Origin of the sequence: Mariniphaga sp., from assembly GCF_041687215.1 — a bacterium.
In the GTDB taxonomy this organism is placed as follows: Bacteria; Bacteroidota; Bacteroidia; order Bacteroidales; family Prolixibacteraceae; genus Mariniphaga.
Map to the genome: position 1 here is coordinate 249,883 of NZ_JAWLCI010000001.1, position 15,595 is coordinate 265,477.

At 38.9% G+C, this 15,595-nt stretch carries 15 protein-coding genes and 1 tRNA gene; 5 read left to right on the forward strand and 11 right to left on the reverse strand.

Features of this window, described 5'->3' with window-relative positions; genetic code table 11:
• Window positions 1-4 precede the first annotated feature (4 nt).
• Window positions 5-1,825, forward strand: a complete 1,821-nt coding sequence (uvrC, locus tag ACESMA_RS01085) for an excinuclease ABC subunit UvrC (RefSeq protein WP_372946895.1) — start codon at window positions 5-7, stop codon at window positions 1,823-1,825.
• On the opposite strand, the gene rsgA is transcribed toward uvrC, so the two are convergent.
• From rsgA to rbfA, 4 genes are all read right to left on the reverse strand, one after another.
• On the reverse strand, window positions 1,822-2,772 hold the full coding sequence (gene rsgA, locus ACESMA_RS01090) for a ribosome small subunit-dependent GTPase A (protein ID WP_372946896.1): 951 nt from the start codon (window positions 2,770-2,772) through the stop codon (window positions 1,822-1,824). The two genes, uvrC and rsgA, sit on opposite strands and share 4 nt — an antisense overlap.
• 101 nt (window positions 2,773-2,873) lie before the next feature.
• Window positions 2,874-3,902 (reverse strand): L-threonine 3-dehydrogenase, encoded by a 1,029-nt coding sequence (tdh, locus tag ACESMA_RS01095; protein ID WP_372946897.1) that lies wholly within the window; start codon window positions 3,900-3,902, stop codon window positions 2,874-2,876.
• 152 nt (window positions 3,903-4,054) lie between these two features.
• Window positions 4,055-5,281 carry an FtsX-like permease family protein gene (locus ACESMA_RS01100; protein ID WP_372946898.1) on the reverse strand — a complete coding sequence of 409 codons (1,227 nt, stop codon included), beginning with the start codon at window positions 5,279-5,281 and terminating at the stop codon, window positions 4,055-4,057.
• A 45-nt stretch (window positions 5,282-5,326) separates the two neighbouring features.
• Window positions 5,327-5,671 (reverse strand): 30S ribosome-binding factor RbfA, encoded by a 345-nt coding sequence (gene rbfA, locus ACESMA_RS01105; RefSeq protein WP_372946899.1) that lies wholly within the window; start codon window positions 5,669-5,671, stop codon window positions 5,327-5,329.
• A gap of 116 nt (window positions 5,672-5,787) precedes the next feature.
• On the opposite strand from rbfA, the gene ACESMA_RS01110 reads away from it, so the two are divergent.
• Window positions 5,788-6,033 carry a hypothetical protein gene (locus ACESMA_RS01110; protein ID WP_372946900.1) on the forward strand — a complete coding sequence of 82 codons (246 nt, stop codon included), beginning with the start codon at window positions 5,788-5,790 and terminating at the stop codon, window positions 6,031-6,033.
• Window positions 6,027-6,359 carry a type II toxin-antitoxin system RelE/ParE family toxin gene (locus ACESMA_RS01115; protein ID WP_372946901.1) on the forward strand — a complete coding sequence of 111 codons (333 nt, stop codon included), beginning with the start codon at window positions 6,027-6,029 and terminating at the stop codon, window positions 6,357-6,359. Before ACESMA_RS01110 ends, ACESMA_RS01115 begins: the two co-directional genes overlap by 7 nt.
• A 179-nt stretch (window positions 6,360-6,538) precedes the next feature.
• Here the strand turns inward: ACESMA_RS01115 and ACESMA_RS01120 are convergent, their stop codons facing one another.
• The 5 genes from ACESMA_RS01120 to ACESMA_RS01140 all read right to left on the reverse strand — a co-directional run bounded on the left by ACESMA_RS01120 (window position 6,539) and on the right by ACESMA_RS01140 (window position 11,757).
• A complete protein-coding gene (locus tag ACESMA_RS01120) occupies window positions 6,539-8,020 on the reverse strand; it encodes a carboxypeptidase-like regulatory domain-containing protein (protein ID WP_372946902.1) in 1,482 nt (493 codons plus the stop codon).
• A gap of 41 nt (window positions 8,021-8,061) precedes the next feature.
• A complete protein-coding gene (locus tag ACESMA_RS01125) occupies window positions 8,062-9,624 on the reverse strand; it encodes an aspartyl protease family protein (RefSeq protein ID WP_372946903.1) in 1,563 nt (520 codons plus the stop codon).
• Between the two features lie 11 nt (window positions 9,625-9,635).
• Window positions 9,636-10,691 (reverse strand): FecR family protein, encoded by a 1,056-nt coding sequence (locus ACESMA_RS01130; RefSeq protein ID WP_372946904.1) that lies wholly within the window; start codon window positions 10,689-10,691, stop codon window positions 9,636-9,638.
• 54 nt (window positions 10,692-10,745) lie between these two features.
• The gene (locus ACESMA_RS01135) at window positions 10,746-11,297 is read right to left on the reverse strand and encodes an RNA polymerase sigma-70 factor (RefSeq protein ID WP_372946905.1); all 552 of its coding nucleotides are present in this window, start codon (window positions 11,295-11,297) and stop codon (window positions 10,746-10,748) included.
• Between the two features lie 73 nt (window positions 11,298-11,370).
• The gene (locus ACESMA_RS01140; protein ID WP_372946906.1) at window positions 11,371-11,757 is read right to left on the reverse strand and encodes a YidH family protein; all 387 of its coding nucleotides are present in this window, start codon (window positions 11,755-11,757) and stop codon (window positions 11,371-11,373) included.
• Window positions 11,758-11,866: 109 nt separating this feature from the next.
• Between ACESMA_RS01140 and ACESMA_RS01145 the strand changes: the two genes are divergently transcribed.
• A tRNA-Leu gene (locus ACESMA_RS01145) sits at window positions 11,867-11,950 on the forward strand.
• Between the two features lie 391 nt (window positions 11,951-12,341).
• Here ACESMA_RS01145 and ACESMA_RS01150 read toward each other — a convergent pair.
• Together ACESMA_RS01150 and ACESMA_RS01155 are read right to left on the reverse strand one after the other, a co-directional pair.
• A complete protein-coding gene (locus ACESMA_RS01150) occupies window positions 12,342-13,652 on the reverse strand; it encodes a hypothetical protein (protein WP_372946907.1) in 1,311 nt (436 codons plus the stop codon).
• Between the two features lie 12 nt (window positions 13,653-13,664).
• On the reverse strand, window positions 13,665-14,660 hold the full coding sequence (locus tag ACESMA_RS01155; RefSeq protein ID WP_372946908.1) for a porin: 996 nt from the start codon (window positions 14,658-14,660) through the stop codon (window positions 13,665-13,667).
• A 243-nt stretch (window positions 14,661-14,903) separates the two neighbouring features.
• Between ACESMA_RS01155 and ACESMA_RS01160 the strand changes: the two genes are divergently transcribed.
• Window positions 14,904-15,590: a response regulator transcription factor gene (locus ACESMA_RS01160; RefSeq protein ID WP_372946909.1), complete on the forward strand. Its 687-nt coding sequence runs from the start codon at window positions 14,904-14,906 to the stop codon at window positions 15,588-15,590.
• The last annotated feature ends 5 nt before the right edge of the window (window positions 15,591-15,595 follow it).

Below are 15,595 nucleotides of genomic sequence, written 5' to 3' on the forward strand. Positions count from 1 at the left end.
TTTTGTGAAATACCAATCAAAAAATGGTGATATTGATTATTTGAAAAACCTGATTTCCGTGCTTCCCTGGAAACCGGGTATTTATCAGTTTTACGATAATACTGGCAATATTATTTATATAGGAAAGGCTAAAAACCTGAAAAAACGTGTTTCCAGCTATTTTACGAAGCAACATGACAGCAGAAAAACAGCTCTGCTCGTCAGAAATATTGCCGACATTAAACACATGGTAGTTGAATCGGAACAAGATGCACTGCTGTTGGAGAATAACCTGATAAAAAAATACCAGCCGCGATATAATATTCGGTTAAAAGATGATAAAAGTTACCCCTGGATTTGTATTAAAAACGAGCCTTTTCCCAGAGTTTTTAAAACAAGAAATTTAATCAGGGACGGTTCTAAATATTTTGGGCCATATACTTCCATTTACACTGTGCGGACACTGCTCGAATTGTATAAAACTGAATATAAATTGCGCACCTGCAACTACCAGCTAACTGATGAGAATATTAAATCAGGAAAATATAAAGTTTGTTTAGAGTACCATATTGGAAACTGCGAAGGACCATGTGAAGGGCTGGTTTCTGCTGAAAAATACAACCAGGGAATCGAAGATATAACTGGAATTTTGAAGGGTAATATTTCTGGTGTAATTAAACATCTGGAACTTCGTATGGCAGATATGGCAAGCCAAATGAATTTTGAGGAAGCGCAAAGGCTAAAAGAAAAATACGATTCGTTAAAACGCTACCAAAGCAAATCAACAATTGTTTCCCCAACTATTACTGATGTTGATGTCTTTACTATAGAACAGGATCCAAAATTTGCTTATATAAATTATCTTAAAGTAATTAAAGGTGCTATTATTCAAACTTTTACACTCGAAATAAAGAAGAGTCTGGATGAATCAGCAGAAGAATTATTGCTTGCCGGAATTGTGGATATCCGGCAAAAAATATATAGCAATGCAAAAGAAATTCTGGTTCCTTTCAAAATAAAAACTCAATTAAAGGACGTAACATTTAAAATTCCTTTGAGAGGTGATAAGAAAAAATTACTCGATTTATCACACCGAAATGCAAAATACTTCCGATTGGAAAAAGAAAAACAAACGGTTTTAAAAAATCCAAAAATACGTGATGAACGCATCTTAAAAACCATTCAAAAAGATTTACAATTGTCTGAATTACCGGTAAAAATTGAATGTTTCGATAATAGCAACCTGCAAGGTTCAAATCCGGTCGCGGCCTGTGTGGTTTTTAAAAATGCCAAACCCCTCAAAAAGGAATATCGTCATTACAACATTAAAACAGTTGAAGGCCCAAACGATTTTGCATCAATGGAAGAGGTCGTTTATCGCCGGTACAAAAGATTAACAGAAGAAAACAAGGAATTACCAGAACTTATTGTAATTGATGGGGGAAAGGGGCAACTTTCATCTGCCGTTTCTGCATTGGAAAAACTGAATCTACGAGGAAAAATTGCAATAATTGGAATTGCCAAACGGCTTGAGGAAATCTATTTTCCGGACGATTCAGTTCCCTTGTATATCAATAAAAATTCCGAAACGCTGAAAATCATTCAACAATTGCGGGACGAGGCGCATCGGTTTGGCATCAATTTCCATAGAAATAAACGGTCAAAAAATATTTCAACTTCTGAATTGAATCAAATAAAAGGAATAGGAGAAAAAACGGCCAAAAAATTATTGATTGATTTTAAATCAGTAAAAAACATTAAAGATGCTGATAAAAATCTGATTATTAATTCAATAGGACCCTCCAAAGCAGAAATAGTTTACAACTATTTTCATCAAAATAATTAGTGTGGTTTCCTGTATTTGTCTTCGCCCTCGAGCAGTCCCAAATAGCTGATGTAACGGCTTTGTGCAACATCTCCAGCTTCAACAGCTTCTTTAACAGCACATCCGGGTTCGTGTGTATGTGAACAGTTATTGTACTGACAGTTTTTAGAAATATTAAAAATTTCAGGGAAATAATGCGAAATTTCCCAGGCTTCCATATCCAGCATTCCGAAACCTTTAATTCCCGGAGTATCAATAATATAACCTCCAGAAGAAAGTTTGTACATGGCAGAAAATGCGGTGGTGTGTTTACCGGTTTTGTGCATCTCCGAAATTTTTGAAATTTTCAGATTTAATCCTGGCTGAATGAGGTTAATGAGCGTAGACTTCCCCACCCCGCTGTGCCCGTTAATAACATTTGTTTTTCCCGCCAGTTTTGCCTTCAACTCATTAATTCCCAGGATTTTTGTTGCTGATGTAACCAGGCAGGAATATCCGATTTTTGAATAAACAGCAATTAGTTGGTTCATCCTGCTTGTTTCCTCTTTTGTATAAAGGTCAGTTTTGTTGAAAACAATTAGCACCGGAATTCGGTAAGCCTCAGCAGATGCCAAATAGCGGTCGATGAAAGTGGTGGTGGTAACTGGCCATGCAACTGTTGCAACCAAAACGGCCTGATCTATATTGGCTGCAATAATGTGCGATTGTTTGGAAAGATTGGGCGATCGTCTAACGATATAATTTTTTCGGTCTTGAATTGAAGTTATCCACCCTGTTTTATTGGTTGTTTTGGATTTTAAATCATTCTGAACTGTGAAATTCACGCGGTCTCCAACTGCAACAGGATTGGTACTTTTAATATCTTTAATTCGAAAGTTACCCTTGACTTTACATTCGAAATATTCGCCGTTTTCATCTTCAACAGCGTACCAGCTTCCTGTAGTTTTTATAACCAAACCTTGTTTCAAATCAGAAAATTTTCTTCAAAAATAAGGATTTGCAATTAAACTGAACTAATTGTGTGAATACGTTCTGATTTAAATGCTTTTCCACGTGGAACATGAAATTTTTACTGCCAGTCCAGAATTATTTTACCGCAGTTTCCTTCTTCCATAATATCAAATGCTTTTTGAAAATCATCAGCAGGGAAGCGGTGGGTGATTACGGGCGTAATATCGAGACCTGAAGTGAGCATCATTTCCATGTGGTACCAGGTTTCGTACATTTCACGGCCATAAATTCCTTTTAAGGTCAATCCTTTGAAAATAATATTATTCCAATTGATTTGTGTTTTTTGCGGAAGAATACCCAGCAGGCTGATTTTTCCACCGTTGTACATGTGGTTTACCATGTCGTTAAAAGCGGCAGGCGAACCCGAACATTCCAAACCAATATCGAAACCGGCCACCATATTGTGCCTGTGCATGGCCTCTTTAATGCTTTCTTTGGTCGGATCGATAACTCGCGTAGCTCCCATTTTACGGGCCAGCGCACGACGGAAAGGACTGAGATCGGTGCCAATTACGTTCCGGGCTCCGGCAAACCTACAGATGGCAGCGGCCATAGCGCCAATGGGTCCGCCGATTCCTGTAATTAAAACGTCTTCGCCTAAAAGGGGAAATGATAGTGCTGTGTGCGTGGCATTTCCCAACGGGTCCATGATGGACATAATTTCGTCGGGAATGCTGACATCCACATGCAATACATTTTTAGCCGGAACAGAAATGTATTCGGCAAATCCACCGTCACGATGAACGCCAATGCCAATGGTGTTGTCGCAGATGTGTTGCCTGCCACGCCTGCAATTCCGGCAAAATCCGCACGAAATGTGGCCTTCAACAGTAACCCGTTCTCCTACCTGAACCCGGTCCACTTCTGAGCCAACTTCCACAACAGTACCCATGTATTCGTGCCCAATGGTTACCGGAGGTTTGATGGTTTGCTGTGCCCATTCGTCCCATTTGTAAATGTGTAAATCGGTACCGCAAATGGCTGCTTTTTTTATTTTAATCAGAACATCGTTTGGTCCAACTTTTGGCATGGGAACATCTTCCATCCAAATCCCTTTTTCTGCTTTGCTTTTTACCAGTGCTTTCACGTTTGTAAATGCTTTATTAGGTGAATATATATCAATAAAATCTGAACGCAATTTAAAACAAAATAAATAGGGAAAGAATAACGAAAATCAGGAAAGATGCAATAATAGAATTAGCAGTGATTTGCTAAAAATTGAATATTAATTTCTTAAAATTAAAGATTTTCACTCATAAGAAAACGGTGTGAAATAAATCGTACAGGATACCACGAAGCAATAAATCCGATGCTAAGAACAATCCCAAGTATAAGAAGAATATCGGAAAAAATAACTTGTACTGGATACGCTGAAATGATAAATGAACCAGCGCCGGGCAGTGTAACAATTTCGAATTTAATTTGCAGCCAGCACACAAAAATTCCAAGTAACGAACCTGTTACAGCACCAAAAAATGAAATAAGCCATCCTTCAAACAGAAATATTTTACGGATGAGTCTGGAATCGGCACCCATACTGCGCAATATAAACATATCTTCTTTTTTATCGATAATTAACATCGAAAGACTACCTAACATGTTAAAAGAAGCCACAATTAAAATAAACACCAGAATAAAATAGGAAGCCCATTTTTCTGATTTCATGGTGCGAAAAACCAAATCGTGCTGCTGATATTTGTTTTTCACGTGAAACGAATCACCTAATATTTCCTGTATTTCTTTCTGAAGTTTTTTTGATTTTACATTGGGATCAATTCCCAGTTCCACAGCCGAAACCCGGTTTTCGCTTTCGAAAAGCTCTGCCGCAAAATGGTACGGAACAATCATGTATTTGGAGTCAATTTCTTCCAGTACCGAAAAAACACCGGCAGGGAAAATGTAGTCGTAGTTGAGTGAACGCGCCAGGTTAACCGATGCCTGTCTTCCCTTTTTGGGCACAAAAATCCGGATGGGATCCACGAATGAAAGCCCCAACCCAAGGTTGTATGCAACTCCCTGACCAACAACGGCATAATCCATTCCCTGATCCTCCAGCATAAAAATTCCGTCCACAATTAATGTATCAATATTCGTATAGTTGGAGTAATTTGCCGGTACCCCTTTTACAATGGCCGGATATTGCTGGCTATCGTATTTCAGAAGTGCCACTTCTTCAATTACTTCTGCATAGTGTACCACGCCCGGCAGGTTTTTAATTTCTTCAAAATGGCTATCGGAAGGGACGAACATTTTTCCGTGGGTTGCTGATATTTTCAGATCGGGATCGAAATTGCTGAAAAAGGTTTCTATCAGGCTGTTAAACCCGTTAAAAACAGACATTACAATTACCATAGCCATTGTTCCAACTATAATTCCGGCCACCGAAATGCCCGAAATAATGTTGATGATGTTTTGTTTCTTTTTCGAAAACAAATACCGCAGTGCTATGAATAATGGTAAATTCAATCTTTTTCTCTAAAAACGAATAAAAAATAGTTTTATTTGAAACGATTATTCATGAAGTAAACCATCGATATGCTCGATATAATCAAGGCTATCGTCGATGTAGAACTCCAGTTCAGGAATAATCCGCACGCTTTTGCCTATCCGCCGGCCCAGTTCTCCCCTCACCGACTTGCTGCTCAACTGAATATCGCTCAAAATTTCATTGCCAAACTCCGAAGGATAAATACTGAGGTAAATACGTGCGATACTCATATCTTTTGTAACTCTCACAATACTAACCGTAATGAGTTTTCCGTGGTATTTCGATTTGTTTAACTGCAATAAAATGTCGGCCATTTCGCGTTGAACGAGCCTTGAAATTTTATTTTGCCTTGTACTGAATTGTTCCATGACATACGTTGTTTCCGGTTTCAAATGGCCAAAATTACAAACTTTTATCCGTTGTACCTCAGAATAGAAAACCAATGTGACTTTTATTCATTATTTTTGTACAAAGTATGAAAGTTATGGGAGTACAAAAATTAAGAGAAGAACTTCATGATTTTATTAATCATGCAGACGAAACTTTTTTAAAAATGGTTTATGCTATGAGTAAAGAATATAAAAAGTCTGATGTTGTTGGATATGAAGTTGACGGGTCACCCATTACTAAAGAAAGCCTTGCAGAAAGGGCAAAAGCTGCTTCACAGAGAGTAAAATCAGGTGATTTCATAACGCAGGAAGAAGTGGAAAAGGAGATTGAAAATTGGTAAGGAAAAAGAAACTTCCCATTCGGTGGGACAGGCAGGCCAAAGAAAATCTGGATCAGATTTATACTTACATTTCCAAAGATTCCATATCAGATGCCAGAAAGGTAAAGAAGGAATTGGTGAAGCTTGTTCAGAGCCTGAATGATTTCCCTGAAAAGTTTTCTGTTGAGCCTTATTTGGCTGATGAACCTGAAAATTATCGTTCGGTATCAAAATGGAGTTACAAAATTATTTATGAAATTACTGAAGAATACATTATTGTTGTTGATGTGTTTCACACCAGTCAGCATCCGTCAAAAATTAAGGAAGGATTGACCAAGAAAACCTAAAAATGTGTAATTTTATCCTTTGGAGAGTTCGACCACTGACCTAAGTACCAGGATGGAGACTATTAGCCTGGGGCATCGAGGTTAGGAAACGTAAGATACCTGTAATCCTGTTTACGGGAGTGCCTGTCTCTTTGTGGCGGCTCTCCTTTTTTTTCAATATTATTTTAAAACACACATTTTTATTTTTCGGCAGAAAGTTTCTGCACTGCATTACGCAGGTCCTCATCTGGTTTTATAATGTTGTAATTTTCCCAGAATTCCGGATCGTAGCTTCCAATCATTTCAACAAAAATATCGCGCTGTCCAAATGATTCATCGCGTCCGAAACGTTTTAATTCGGTGGATTGAATGTCGGTTACAAGGAGTTCTGAAACGCTGTGAAACTCGGAATTTATTTTGTCGCGACGGCTTCTGATTTTAAATTTGATGGAGGCTTGTGCCGTTGCCAGTTGCCATTTTCCCTGGTAGCGCTGGTAATTTACTGTATATTCAACAAACGAAGGGCGCGCTCTGACTCCCGGCGGAGTGCGTTTGACTAAAACGGGAGTTGCTTTTTTCAGTCCGTTTCGGTCGAAACCATAACATGCATGAACAATGGCAAATGTTTCACGATGAACAAAAAGTTCTCCAACGAATCCATGAAATTCTGCGCCTGGTAATGGTTTAAATTCAAGTACATAAACCGGGTTTTCGTTTAACCAGACTACCCGGTTTATTTTATATTCATAAAGATGTTGGTAAGCTTCGTCAATAAACGATTCCATTGTTTTTACCAAATCCAGTTGAGTAATGGTAAACGGACCACCTTGCAGTTTAAAATTCATCCATTTAAATGGCTGCACATCAGGACTTTGTCTTCCTTTCAGAAGACGAACCAGATCGTTTCTGAAGGTATTTACATAGGGTGCTTTAAGAATTTCAATCACTGCCTCAGAAACATTGATGTAATCGCCATCCTGCTTCACGGTTTCCCGATAGAACCCAGTCATTATTTTGTTGAAGGATGTATAATTGTTTTCCAGGTTAGTCCTTATGTTTTCCAGTAGTTTTTCAGGTGAAGTTGCCGTTACTTTTACCTCGCGAATGCGAATGGAAACGGGATCCAGCAGAATCAAATCTTCATCTAAAAGCTGGTTTGCCGGCAGAAAAACCTGGGCATAACCCATGTTAGAAATTACCAGGGTATCGTTAATATATTGCGGATGTAATTTTAGTAGGAACTCTCCGTCGGTATTGGTAATGGTGCCAATGGGTTTGTTAAAAACAGAAACCGATGCATAGCTAATGGGAAATTCTTTTTTACGGTCGAGGATTTTTCCAGAAAGGAAAAAATATTTTACCGGAATGCTGTCGGGAATAGTGATTTCCCGCATCCCTGAATCTTCTTGTTTTGTAATGATGATTTGATTTTCAAGCTCGGTAAATTGAAATTCATCCGGATTAAAAAGCTGATTCAATACAGAATACAGCGATTTTTCAATAACCTGAATGGTGTGTGTTTTTCCTGCTTCTACCAAAGAAGCATCGTACGAAAAATAGACTCTTGCCTGCCAGCTAATCTGGTCCAAAATGGTTGTAAGGGACTGATTTTCAGCTTGAATAGAAATACGGCGTTCAAAAACAGAACCATCCTGTTGTTGACCGACTGATCGGAGATTCAACAACAGGATGGTCAAGAATATACCTAAGAATTTACAGGGCATTAAAATATTTTTTTCAACTCAAACGAGGTTTTATATTCCTCTCCTTCGCGTAATACGGTAATTTTAATCTTTTTGTTTTCCCTGCTTTGCAGTAACAGGTTAATATCATTTAATTCAAGCGATTGGTGGTTGCTGTTATTCAGCGAAAGAATCTGGTCGTTTACCTGCAATCCTGCAAAATAAGCTGGTGAATTTTCACGAATATCGGTAATAGTAAAAATGGGCAAACCCGGCATCGGATTTATTACCTCCATTCCACTCATATTGTAATTGAAATCTTCTTTAACACGGTAAGTAGGCCTCAGTGTCATTCGGCTGTTGCGGTAGTCAATAGTAACCAGAAACCGTCTGAGAATTTCAGCTCCAATAGTTCCGTTTCTGTCGTTGGAGGAAATCAACTGGTCTATCAGGTCTGAATTTGGGAAAGCTACAATGGGTTTGGGAAGAACCAACGGCCCAACCCAAATTCCGTCAATCCGGCCTTTGGTACCGTACAAATCACCGTTCAATCCCCTTCCCAAAAAAGTTTCGATGTGGTTTTGCGGAATACCAATTCGTTCATCCGATTTTTCCGATAACCAAAGTGCATCGCTTGCGCCAGTGTCAACCAGTAATTTTACAGGCACTTCCTGAAGTTCCTCTGTAACAATACTGGTGCGCACAAATGGCTTATTTCCATCAAAATGCAAAGGCAGAATAATGTCTTTTTTGCGATCGCGGTATTTGTAATGTTCCGGGCGATACAGGGTTAATTTTTCACTTGAATAGTCGATTTTTACAATATAATCCTTAAACAGGTTGAACCCAATCAGGCCGTGAACAGGCAATCCGAGCATATGCGAAATCTGGAAGTTTTCGTCAATAATCATCTGCACCTCCTGATTCCAGGCCGTCAGACCATCGAGTTTGATACTGTTGTTGGCCGAACGATAGGCGGTTAACTCGTGACCTTCACCCAAACCTTGTATCTGAACCGGCATCAAATAATTCAAATTCAATTTATTAACAAAGGGTAACTCGGTAATAATCGGAAAACGTACTCCGGTATCCAGAATGAAATTCAGCGTATCCGATTCGTTAATAGTTACCGGAATGATAATCAGATTACTGGCCGATTTAAATTCGATGGTAATAGATTTTTCACGCGGATCGTCAAACAGAAAACCACGGTTCGCACTTTGAAATTGTTGCGTATTTTCGTAACCCATGCTTTCATCTAGTGGCACGTAGTCCCTTACAACCAGGATGTTGTCTTCAATTTCAAACAACAAATAGAAATCCTTCATCAACTTATCAAGCACATATTTTATGGGCCTATTGGAAATGTTCAGGTTAACTTTTTTCCCTGCAACAATGGTTGCGTTGTACGAATAATCGAGATTCAGATAGTTGCAGATTTTTTCAATTACGTCTGATAAAGGTTCGTCTTCAGCGTAAATGCTGATGTTTTGGTCAAGCACCTGCTGATTGGGCTGTTGCGCAGATCCGGTCTGCAGATTCATCAGCAAAGCAGACAATGCAAAGACCAGTACCATTCCGATTTTTGTTCCAATTGTTTTCATGACTTTGAGTTTTACTTGTTTAATGTTTCGTTTTCAGATAAAATGTAAATATCATTGTTCTGTTCCAGTTTAAGTCCAAATGTGAGTTGTACCACATTCAGAATAAAATCTACAGGTTTTCTTTCGAATTGAGCGGTTAAAGCCAACTCGTTCAGGTTTTCTCCATTTAATTGAATGTCAGTATGATATGTTTTATTCAAATATTGAACCACTTCCATGAGCGGTGTATTTTCGAATACCAGGTTATGTGTTTTCCAGGCCAGGTAGTTAGGATCGGAATTTAACTCCTTTTCCAGCTTTCCGAGCGAATTTACAAAGGTTCCTTTTTCTCCGGGATTCAATATAATTTCAGCAGTTTCCAGAGTATTTAGCTTTTCGGTGGTAATCACCTGAACGGTACCGGTTTCCACAATCACTTCCACCGTTTCGTTTTCAGGGTAAGCATTCACATTGAATGAAGTTCCAAGTACTTTTACTTGCGTATTTCCGGCGTTTATTATGAACGGTTTTTCCGGGTCAGGCTGAACATCAAAAAATGCTTCGCCGGTTATGGTTACCTCACGAAAATTATTTTTAAATTTTTTCGGGAACTGCAGTTTTGAGTTACTGTTCAGCGCCACAACTGAACCGTCGGGAAGTATGTATTCGTTTAGCACCTGTTTTTCTGCAGAAATAATTTCGCTGTAAACATTTTGCAACTCATTTCTTAAACCAAAATAATACCCGGCAGTTCCAACCAGTAACGCCAAAACAACAATTGCAGCATATTTGTAGAAGGTTGAAATATAAATTTTCCGCTGATTTTCACGTGGAGCAATGGAAATGGTTTTTGGGCTGATTTGCTGTTGGGTTTTTTCCCATGCTGCGCTGGAATCAAATTTTTTAAGCAGGAAGTAGTCATCAGTTTTTTCGAGCAAAATTTTTGTCTCCAGCAACTCACGATTGTTTTTTTCCGATTGGGCAGCCCATTTTTCCACTGTTTGTTTTTCAACAGTGTTGGCTTCATTGGCCAGATATTTGGCCACCAGTTCCCAACCGGGTTTTTCTATGGAATGTTTTGTTTTCATCTGTTTTAATGACAACCGGTTTAAATTTTACCCTGAAACGGATGTAGAAAAATTTTAAAAAATAATCAGGAAATCTTTCAGTTTTTCCCGTAATGTTTTAATGGCCAGGCCCATTTGCGTTTCAACTGTTTTAATGGAAATATTCATTTTTTCTGCTATTTCACGATATTTTAAACCTTCCTGCCGGCTTAATCTGAATATTTCCTGTCGTTTTTCCGGCAACTCAGAAATGCTTTCTTCTATTTTTCTGAAAAGTTCAGTTTGCGATTCAAAATCATATTCTGCTGAATATGGCTCTTTTTCGGCCAAAATTTTTTGAGAATGTTCGATTTTGATTTGGTTGTGTTTTATAAAATTCAGACAATGATTTTTTACTGCCCTGAACAGATAGTTTTTTAGTGAGGATTCAATTTCTGTTTCTTTCCGTTTTTCCCAAAGGCGCACAAACAGCTCCTGAACTATTTCCTCGGCGGCTGAAGCATTTTTTAGTATTTGAGTGGCATACATACATAATTGCGGGTAATATTGCCGGAAAAGCGTCTCAAATGCTTTTTCGTCACCCGCTCTGATTTTTTCAAAAAGTATATTTTCTTCCTGCCTGTTCATACTAAATTTTCCTGTTCTACCAGTTGACTAAAGTAGCAAAAACAAGGTGATTTTCAGAATGAACAGCAACAAATCAGATGATAATTCCGGTGAGCAAATGTACAACCAGCAAAAATCCGCTAATCACAATAAAAAGAGTTAGCACAACAGAAATGAGTGACGAAGATTTGTAGGTTTGCCGGTTGATTTGGGTTTCTACTTTTTTGTATTGGAAATAGGCGAAAAAGGCAAGAATAACACCCAGGGCAACCATACCGGTTCCTACTGTTGCCGAAAAACCTTCTGAAAAGGTAATGTCTAAGTCATCCAGCAAGGTGGCCACTTCCTTTAAAAAGAGACCAAATTTAACAATCACAAACCCAAGGCCCATAAGGGCAATCGAAGTCCGGATCCATGCCAGAAATGTACGTTCGTTGGCCAGATGCTCACGTAGTTTGGTGTCCCGGTTTTCTTCACTCATTTTAAGTTAATTTTATTGAGTCCAATTTATTCAGACAAATATAAGAAATTAGATTTTGTCAATTCCGTTGAAATAATTAGTTTTGCGAACCCTTTTCCGCAAGGGAAAAGCCCGGGTGGCGGAATTGGTAGACGCGCTGGATTCAAAATCCAGTTCTGGCAACAGAGTGCGGGTTCGATTCCCGCCCCGGGTACAAATAAGGTCTGACTGTTAAGCAGTTAGACCTTATTTTATTTTCCATAAAAAAAAGTTAATTTTTGATAAATATAACTTATGATTGATGTAGGTTTTATGTGTACTAGGTAGCAAATTTTGCTTACAATTGCCAGTTTTTCATTTTCATAAAATTCATCCGGATGCTCCAGAATGTTAAAAATATATAATCAAAAGTATTTAGAGATTATTTCGATTTCGTTTTACAACTTCAAGTATCCATCTAAATTTTAACTGAACAATTTCAATTAATTCCCTCCGATTTCCTCCAACGGCAAAGATTTTTTTTATTCTATTAAGGTATTTGTTTTTGTTTAAATACTTATTCAACAGGAGGGTCGCTCGCTGGTTCTTTTGCGAAATATGGGTTACTATTCTGCCAGTTGAGTCCACCCCTCAATCCAGTTGTCTTCGCCAAAAGCACCCTTAAAATCAACCCGCTGAAACCATGAATTGGGGTAATCGCTTAAATTGCCGGTTATTTTCGGGTTGGGCACAAAGTTCGCTGATCCCAGGTCAATTCCCGGATTTCCGGTTTCGTTCTGCCCTGCATTAAAGTAAGCGGCCCATTCATTTTCCATTTCAGCAGAAAAAATTCCGGTAAGTTTAAATATCGGTTCTCCACTCTCCCCGGCAACATCATAAAACAAATTATTGCGAATTTCCAGTTTTCCGCTTTTCCACTGGTTGTAACTGTCGTTCCGGCTGTCGGTTACTTCAAGTAAAATTCCGTTCGGGTCATTCATTGAAATGGAGTTGGCAATTACGCCGCCGGCAAACCGCTCGAAAACAGCCAGTGCTCCATTGCCAGTATTTCCGTTGCTAATTAATGTTGCATTGTATATGTTTGGCAGCGAATGGGGGAACCCAATGACCGGATTAACCCCGCCACCGGCTTCGATTAAATTGTCGCCCACAAAATCGTTTTCAATGCCAAGCCAGAACTGTCCGTTTCCACTCCAACCCAGGTCATAATCGAAAGCATCATCACCACAACCCGAAACCACAATGTGCTTGAGGTTAACCGTTCCTCCAAAAATTTCCACACCGTCATCCTCATTGGAAATGATTTCCACAAAATCAATTTCGGTTTTGTTCCCCACTCCACCCAAGGTAAGGCCGTTTATTTCATTTCCTTCACCAATATTGGTACCTCCATGCCTGATGGAAACGTATCGCAAAGAGCCTGAATCATCATCCTCATCTCCACCGCCATAAGTTCCGCGTTGCTCAAACCAGGGAATACCTTCAACACGCGCTTCTCCTCCGCTCACGTTCAGGGGTGCATTTCCCAAAATGATGAGTCCACCCCATAGCCCGCGTTCTTCTTTTGTTAACGATCCTTGTAAATCATCTTGTTCCGAGGTAAAAATAATGGGTTCTTCTTTTGTGCCTTCAGCTATAATTTTTCCGCCACGGGCCACAATAAGGGCGCTGGCATTTTCGGCCTGGCCACTGCGAAACCGGATAACAGTTCCTGGCTCGATGGTTAAAACCTGGCCGTCGTTCACAAAAACAAAACCTTCCAAAATGTATTCGTTTGTTTTAGTCCAGGTAACGGTGCCGGTGCCGCTCCCGTCATCGTGAAAAAATTCAGTATTTCCTTCAATGAGGTAATCACTTTTACGGCATCCAAAAAAAACCAGTAACAGAAGGAAACCTGTAAAAATTTTGTTTTTCATCGTTGCTTGTTTTTACATTTTCACTTCCAAATCAACAAAAACAAATCCGCCACCTTCCATGTTGGCAGCCCACGGGTACCAGTCGTGGTAATTCAATGCCACGGCTATATTTTTTATGGGCCTGAACTGAATTCCCGCAATAAGTGCAGTACCATCGTTTGCCAAATGCCACGGCAAAGTTTCACCCTCCAAAATATTCGATTCAATTTTATCGTACCGGGCAAACAACTGATATTTTTCATTCAGATTAAACTTTCCGTAAAACGATAAGGCAAGGATGTTGTTGTCGGTTTTCCATGCGTTATTTAGCCGGTAAACCACTTCCCCTGCCAGGTTCCATTTCGAACGAAAATTGTACGAGGTGAATACCAGCCAGGTGGTTTCCGGTATTTCGTTGTGCATAATATCGTAAACTATTCGGGATGTGAAATTTTGGGGAACTCTGAATGTGGTACCCAAACTGTATTTAAAAATATCGTCCATTTGCAGGCTGCTGTATCCTTCGCCATTCATCATGGTAAAATCGGCATCGATGAGCCTGTGGAATTTGTAATGAAAATTTACGCCCAAATCGGCAGAAGAACCCAGCCGGTGTTCATCGGCAATGGTTTTCATCAGGTAACGTCTTTCCCAGACATCTTCCTGTAATTTGAACTGTTTAAGACTAATAAGTCCAAATTCGATTTGAAATTTTTGATGCGAGTACTGTAAATACGCATTTTTAAAATAAGCATATCGCCTGATTTTTGAGAGGGGTGAAAGATCATCAGGGCTGCCCACATCCACGTTTATTTTGGCGTAAAACTCCGGACTGAGCTGGTATTCATACCCCAAATATCCGCGCACCAGCTCAAATGCTGCCTCATCAGTTGCACTGCCGGTAATGCCACGATGAAAATTGGCATATATGGTAGCAAACGGTTTTCCCGACGGAACAAATTCGCCCACCTGAGCAAATAAAAAATGGGGAAAAAAGAATAGGAAGAAAACCAGTTTTTTAAATTGCATAAACAAAAATTTTCCTGAACCAGGCGCAAATATATATTAATCACATTTAATATTTTAGTAATTGATTTGTAACAACTTTGTTTTAACTATACCTTTAAAAAGGGAAACAAGGCTGCAGTAACCTTATATTGTTGTTGCAAATCTTTATTTTAAAATATTTTTAAAATGGATTAACAGCTTTTTAATATTCAGGTGCAGACAATTTTACATTAACTTTACCGGAACAGGAACAAAAGGGAAAAAATGGAAGAGAAGCAAAAAATACTGATTGTTGATGACGAAAAAGATTTGTGCGAAATATTGCAGTTTAATCTGGAAAGCGAAGGATTTTCCATTGATGTGGCCCACTCGGGCGAAGAAGCCCTGAAAAAAACAATGGAAGAATTTGATTTAATATTACTTGATGTGATGATGGGTGGTATCTCCGGATTTAAAACGGCAAACATTATTCGCAAAGAACGTAATTTGCAGGTACCCATTATTTTTCTTACCGCAAAAGGGGAGGAAAATGATGTTTTGACCGGGTTTAACGTGGGGGCCGACGATTACATTTCCAAACCTTTTTCCATTAAAGAAGTTGTTGCACGCATTAAGGCCATTTTGAAAAGAGGGTCGAAAAAGACCGACGAAAATACAGTTATTACTTATAAAGAACTGACAGTAAATCAAAAACAGAAAGAAATTTTTGTGGGAGGCCAACACGTTAACCTCACCCGAAAAGAGTATGAAATTTTGCTGCTGCTGATGAAAAACACGGACCAATACATCAGTCGTGATGAAATATTAAAACGAATTTGGGACGATGACGTTATTGTGACTGAACGCAATGTGGATGTAAACATCGCCAGGCTCAGAAAAAAAATTGGAAAATACGGCACTAATATTAAAGGCAAATCGGGTTACGGTTACTGCTTTAAAAATAACAACTGAAATAG